We start from the raw sequence: 5,553 nt of genomic DNA, 5'->3' as shown, positions 1-5,553 counted from the left end.
CGCGATCAGCGGTGGCGGCCGATGAACGTGCTCAATCTGTTCTTCAACACGATGCTGGCGGTCGGCTTCGAGTGGGGCGTGGGTCTGCAGCACCTGGAGCTCGGCAAGATCTTCAAGGGCCGCGACGGTGGTGCCGTCGACGATCCCGAGCTCGTCGCTCGCGCGGTAGGCCAGCAGCGGACCGGTGGGCTCCGGCGCCGGGCTCGTCGTCGGCTCGAACGGGGAGCGCGAGCTGGACGGCGTCGCCGAGGTGGCGCCGGGGGTGGTCTGCTGGCCGGTGCATGCGGTCAACACCGCGAGGAGGGTCAGCGCTGCGACCAGGACGGGACGGGTGCGGGACTTTCTCTGCGGCATCTTCATAGGCTTCATAGGCGCTCTACACCCCATGAAAGCTCACTGAGGTGACGGATGGCGCCCCAGGTATGGTGATTTTTCTCCGGCCGAGGGGGGAATGCGAGGCCACGACGATGACGTCGGCGGGCCGCCGGGGGACTGATCGTCATAGATGTGGAGCAACGCTGTGAGCTTGAACACCATCGCCTTGGAGCTCGTGCCACCCAATGTGGACCGGGGTCGCGAGCAGGCCATGGAGGACGCCGAGAAGGTGTTGCGGTGCTCGGCCGAGGCCGGGCTGGCGGGCCGGATCCGGCACGTGATGATCCCCGGGATGATCGAGGAGGACGATGGTCGTCCCATCGAGATGAAGCCCAAGCTCGACGTGCTCGACTTCTGGAAGATGATCAAACCCGAGCTCCCCGGCATCAAGGGGTTGTGCACCCAGGTCACCGCGTTCATGGACGAGGCTGCGCTACACGGCCGGCTGGCCGAGCTCGGCGACAGCGGGTTCGAGGGCATCGCGTTCGTCGGTGTGCCCCGCACCCTCAACGACGGCGAGGGCTCGGGCGTGGCCCCGACCGACGCGCTGTCACTCTTCGACAAGGTCGTGCAGAACCGGGGTGTCATCCTGATCCCGACGCGCGAGGGCGAGCACGGCCGGTTCAACTTCAAGTGCGACCGGGGCGCCACCTACGGCATGACCCAGTTGCTCTACTCGGACGCCATCGTGGGTTTCCTGAAGGAGTTCGCCGCGACCACCGACCACCGGCCCGAGATCCTGCTGTCATTCGGCTTCGTGCCGAAGGTCGAGAGCCGGGTCGGGCTGATCAACTGGCTCATCCAGGATCCCGGCAACGCGGCCGTCGAGCGGGAGCAGGAGTTCGTCCGGACCCTGTCCGAGACCGACCCCGAGGGCCGGCGCCGCCTGATGGTGGACCTGTACAAGCGCGTCATCGACGGGGTCGCCGACCTCGGGTTCCCACTGAGCGTGCACTACGAGGCGACCTACGGCGTGAACACCGCCGCGTTCGAGACGCTGGCCGAGATGCTGGCCTACTGGTCGCCGGACACCGCTTCGCGCTGAGTTTTCGGCGCCGCCGATGTCTACTTGGGCATGGTCGTGCGCGGCGCCGGGGTTCTGCTGGCCGTGACGTCGGCCGTGCTGCACGGGGCGTCGCTGTCCGTGCTGGCGGTCGCGATGGCCGCCGCATGCCTGTACTGCGCCTACGAGCTGGGGCGGTTCGACTCCGTGCGCAGCTGGCTGCTGGTCGCGGTGATGAACATCGCGATGATCGGCGTACACCTGCCGATGGTCGGGCACCATGGCCACCCCGCCGCGGCCGCCGCGACCGCGATGGGGTCGGCCACGGTGGTCGCCGCGGCCGAGATCCTGCTCGCCGCCGCAGTGCTGTACGCCCGCACCCGGGCGCCGGGATGACGACCGCCCGCCTATCGTTGCGGGAGTGCCCGATCCGTCCAGCGCCGACGTCCGTGCCCTGCGCGCACGCCTTGACGGTCTGACGATCAGCGACGCCGCGCGGCTGGGCCGGCGGCTGCGGCAGCTGCGCCGGCCGTCCGCGGAGCAACTCGATCCCCTGGCGAAGCGGTTCGCCGCGGGGGAGGCCCTGGTGGCCTCCCGGCTCGCGGCGGTGCCGCAGATCAGCTATCCGGACCTGCCGGTCACCGAGCGGCGCGACGCGATCGCCGCGGCGATCGCGGCCAACCAGGTGGTGATCGTCGCCGGCGAGACCGGGTCGGGCAAGACCACCCAGCTGCCCAAGATCTGCCTCGAGCTTGGCCGCGGTGTCCGCGGCACCATCGGCCACACCCAGCCGCGCCGGCTCGCGGCCCGCACCGTCGCGGCGCGCATCGCCGAGGAGCTCGGCACCGAGCTCGGTGACGCGGTCGGCTACACGGTGCGGTTCACCGACCAGGCCTCCGACCGCACGCTGGTCAAGCTGATGACCGACGGCATCCTGCTGGCCGAGGTGCAGCGGGACCGCCGCCTGCTCCGTTACGACACGCTGATCATCGACGAGGCCCACGAGCGCAGCCTGAACATCGACTTCCTGCTCGGCTACCTGCGGCAGCTACTGCCCCGCCGGCCCGACCTGAAGGTGATCGTGACGTCGGCGACGATCGAGCCGGAGCGCTTCGCCGCGCACTTCGGTGACGCTCCCATCGTCGAGGTGAGCGGACGCACCTATCCGGTGGAGATCCGGTACCGCCCTTTGGAAGTCACCGTGCCGGCCGAGGACGGCGAAGACCCCGACGACCCCGACCACGAGGTGGTGCGCACCGAGCTGCGCGACCCGACCGAGGCGATCATCGACGCGGTGGCCGAGCTCGAGGCCGAGCCGCCCGGTGACGTGCTGGTGTTCCTGTCGGGTGAACGCGAGATCCGGGACACCGCAGAAGCTCTGCGCGCAGTCGTCGACCCCGGCCACACCGAGGTGCTTCCGCTCTATGCGCGTCTGCCGACGGCCGAGCAGCAGAAGGTGTTCCAGCCCGGCCGTACCGCACGCCGGATCGTGTTGGCCACCAACGTCGCCGAGACCTCGCTGACGGTGCCGGGCATCCGCTACGTCGTCGACCCCGGCACGGCCCGGATCTCGCGCTACAGCCGCCGGACCAAAGTGCAGCGGCTGCCCATCGAGCCGATCTCGCAGGCGTCGGCGGCGCAGCGGGCCGGCCGCTCGGGCCGCACCGCGCCCGGCGTGTGCATCCGGCTGTACTCCGAGGAGGACTTCGAATCCCGGCCCCGCTACACCGATCCGGAGATCCTGCGCACCAACCTGGCCGCGGTGATCCTGCAGATGGCCGCGCTCGGTTTCGGTGACATCGAGGGGTTCGGGTTCCTCGACCCGCCCGACGCGCGCAGTGTCCGGGACGGGGTGGCGCTGCTGCAGGAGCTCGGCGCGTTCGATCAGCAGGGCCAACTCACCGACGTCGGTCGGCGGCTGGCGCAGATCCCCGTCGACCCTCGGCTGGGCCGGATGATCCTGCAGGCCGACGCCGAGGGCTGCGTGCGCGAGATGCTGGTACTGGCCGCGGCGCTGTCCATCCCGGACCCGCGCGAACGCCCGGTGGACAAGGAGGAGGCGGCCCGCCAGAAGCACGCCCGGTTCGCCGACCAGCACTCGGACTTCATCTCGTATCTGAACCTGTGGCGCTATCTCACCGAGCAGCGACAAGAACGTTCCGGCAGCTCTTTCCGGCGGATGTGCCGCGACGAGTTCCTGCACTACCTGCGGATCCGCGAGTGGCAGGACCTGGTTGGCCAGCTGCGCGGGATCTGCCGCGACATCGGGATCCGGGAGGGGAGCGGGGACGAACCGGCCGACCCCGCGCGGGTGCACGCCGCGCTGACCGCGGGCCTGCTGTCACACATCGGGATGCGCGACACCGACAGACGCAGCTACCAGGGTGCCCGCAACGCGCGCTTCGTGCTGGCGCCGGGTTCGGTGCTGAGCAAGCGACCGCCGCGCTGGGTGGTAGTCGCCGACCTGGTCGAGACCAGCCGCCTGTTCGGCCGGACCGCGGCCCGTATCGAACCCGAGGCCGTCGAGCGGGTCGCCGGACATCTGGTGCAGCGCACCCACAGTGAACCGCACTGGGACGCCGAGCGCGGCGCGGTGATGGCCTACGAGCGGGTGACCCTCTACGGGCTGCCGTTGGTGGCGCGCCGCCGGGTCGGCTATGCGCAGGTCGACCCCGAGGTGGCGCGCGAGCTGTTCATCCGGCACGCGCTGGTCGAGGGGGACTGGCAGACCAGGCACCACTTCTTCCGCGACAACGCCAGGCTGCGTGAGGAACTCGCCGAGCTGGAAGATCGGGCCCGCCGCCGTGATCTGCTGGTCGGCGACGACGAGATCTACGCGTTCTACGACGCCCGGGTGCCCGCCGACGTGGTGTCGGCCCGCCATTTCGACGGTTGGTGGCGCAAGCAGCGGCACCGCACCCCCGAGCTGCTCACGATGAGCCGGGAAGACCTGTTGCGCAACGAGTCCGGAGCCGAGCAGCCCGACGCCTGGCAGGCCGGGGACCTGGCGCTGCCGCTGACCTACCGGTACGAACCCGGCGCAGCCGACGACGGTGTCACCGTGCACGTCCCGGTCGACGTGCTCGCCCGGCTCGGCGGCGACGAGTTCGCCTGGCAGGTACCGGCGCTGCGGGAGGAGCTGCTCACCGCACTGATCAAGTCGCTGCCCAAGGACCTGCGCCGCAACTTCGTCCCGGCGCCGGACACCGCCAGGGCCCTGCTGGCCTCGATCACCCCCGACAGCGGGCCGCTGCTCGACGCCGTGCAGCGCGAACTGCGCCGCCGCACCGGCATTCTGGTGCCGGTCGACGCGTTCGACCTGGACAAGATTCCGCCGCACCTGCGGGTCACCTTCGCGGTCGAGGCCGCCGACGGCACCGTCGTGTCGCGCGGCAAGGACCTCGAGGAGCTGCGCCGCAAGCTCGCCGCCCCCGCCCGCCAGGCGGTGGCTGCCACGGTCGCCGGCGGGCTGGAGCGCACAGGCCTGCGGAACTGGCCGGACGACCTCGACGAGCTACCCCGCGTCGTCGAGAACAACAGCGCCACAGGGCATCTCGTCCGCGGGTACCCCGCACTGGTGGATGCCGGACCCGCGGTCGACATCAGGGTGTTCGCCACCCGGGCTGAGCAGGACACCGCGATGCCGGGCGGCAGCCGGCGGCTGTTGTTGCTCGCCGGTCCGTCGGTGGCCAAGCACGTCGAACGCGGCCTGGATACCCGGACCCGGCTGATGCTGGGCAGCAACCCCGACGGCTCACTGTCGGCGCTGCTCGACGACTGCGCCGCCGCGGCGGCGCAGCTCCTGGTTCCCGCGCCGGTGTGGACGAAAGACGAGTTCGCCTCGGCACGAAAGAGATTGGCGGCAGGGCTGGCGCAGGCCACCACCGACGTCGTGCGTCGTGTGGAGAAGGTGCTCGCCGCGCTGCACGAGGTCGAGGTCGCACTGCCCGCGAAGCCGACGCCGGCCCAGGCCGACGCGGTCGCGGACATCCGCGCGCAGTTGTCCCGGTTGGTCCCCGCCGGTTTCGTCGCCGCGACGGGTGCGGCCCGGCTCGGGGACCTGACCCGCTACCTGACCGCGATCGGGCGCCGGCTGGAGCGGGCAGTGCGACCTCGACCTCGTGCAGCGCGGCGAGCACCTTCTCCACACGACGCACGACGTCGGTGGTGGCAGA

General features: G+C 70.8%; 3 protein-coding genes and 1 pseudogene. All 4 read left to right on the top strand.

Annotated elements, in window-relative coordinates:
* Positions 1–126 (top strand): annotated as a pseudogene (locus tag ASJ79_RS32380) (fatty acid desaturase); the annotation flags it as partial.
* A gap of 394 nt (positions 127–520) precedes the next feature.
* Complete coding sequence (locus tag ASJ79_RS17315; protein ID WP_067957565.1) at positions 521–1,420, top strand: mycobacterial-type methylenetetrahydrofolate reductase; 900 nt, start codon at positions 521–523, stop codon at positions 1,418–1,420.
* 30 nt (positions 1,421–1,450) lie between these two features.
* Positions 1,451–1,774 (top strand): hypothetical protein, encoded by a 324-nt coding sequence (locus ASJ79_RS17310; protein ID WP_067957561.1) that lies wholly within the window; start codon positions 1,451–1,453, stop codon positions 1,772–1,774.
* A 25-nt stretch (positions 1,775–1,799) separates the two neighbouring features.
* Positions 1,800–5,553 (top strand): ATP-dependent RNA helicase HrpA (gene hrpA / locus ASJ79_RS17305; protein WP_231750888.1); only part of this gene is annotated, 3,754 nt, incomplete at its 3' end.

Origin of the sequence: Mycobacterium sp. NAZ190054 (genome assembly GCF_001545925.1) — a bacterium.
In the GTDB taxonomy this organism is placed as follows: Bacteria; Actinomycetota; Actinomycetes; order Mycobacteriales; family Mycobacteriaceae; genus Mycobacterium.
Note: the sequence above shows the minus strand (reverse complement) of the source record. Positions and strands in the feature narration are given on the sequence as shown.

Coding starts and splice junctions, on each gene's coding strand:
- ASJ79_RS17310 (WP_067957561.1), top strand. CDS start 1,451: ATGGTCGTGCGCGGCGCCGGGGTTCTGCTGGCCGTGACGTCGGCCGTG.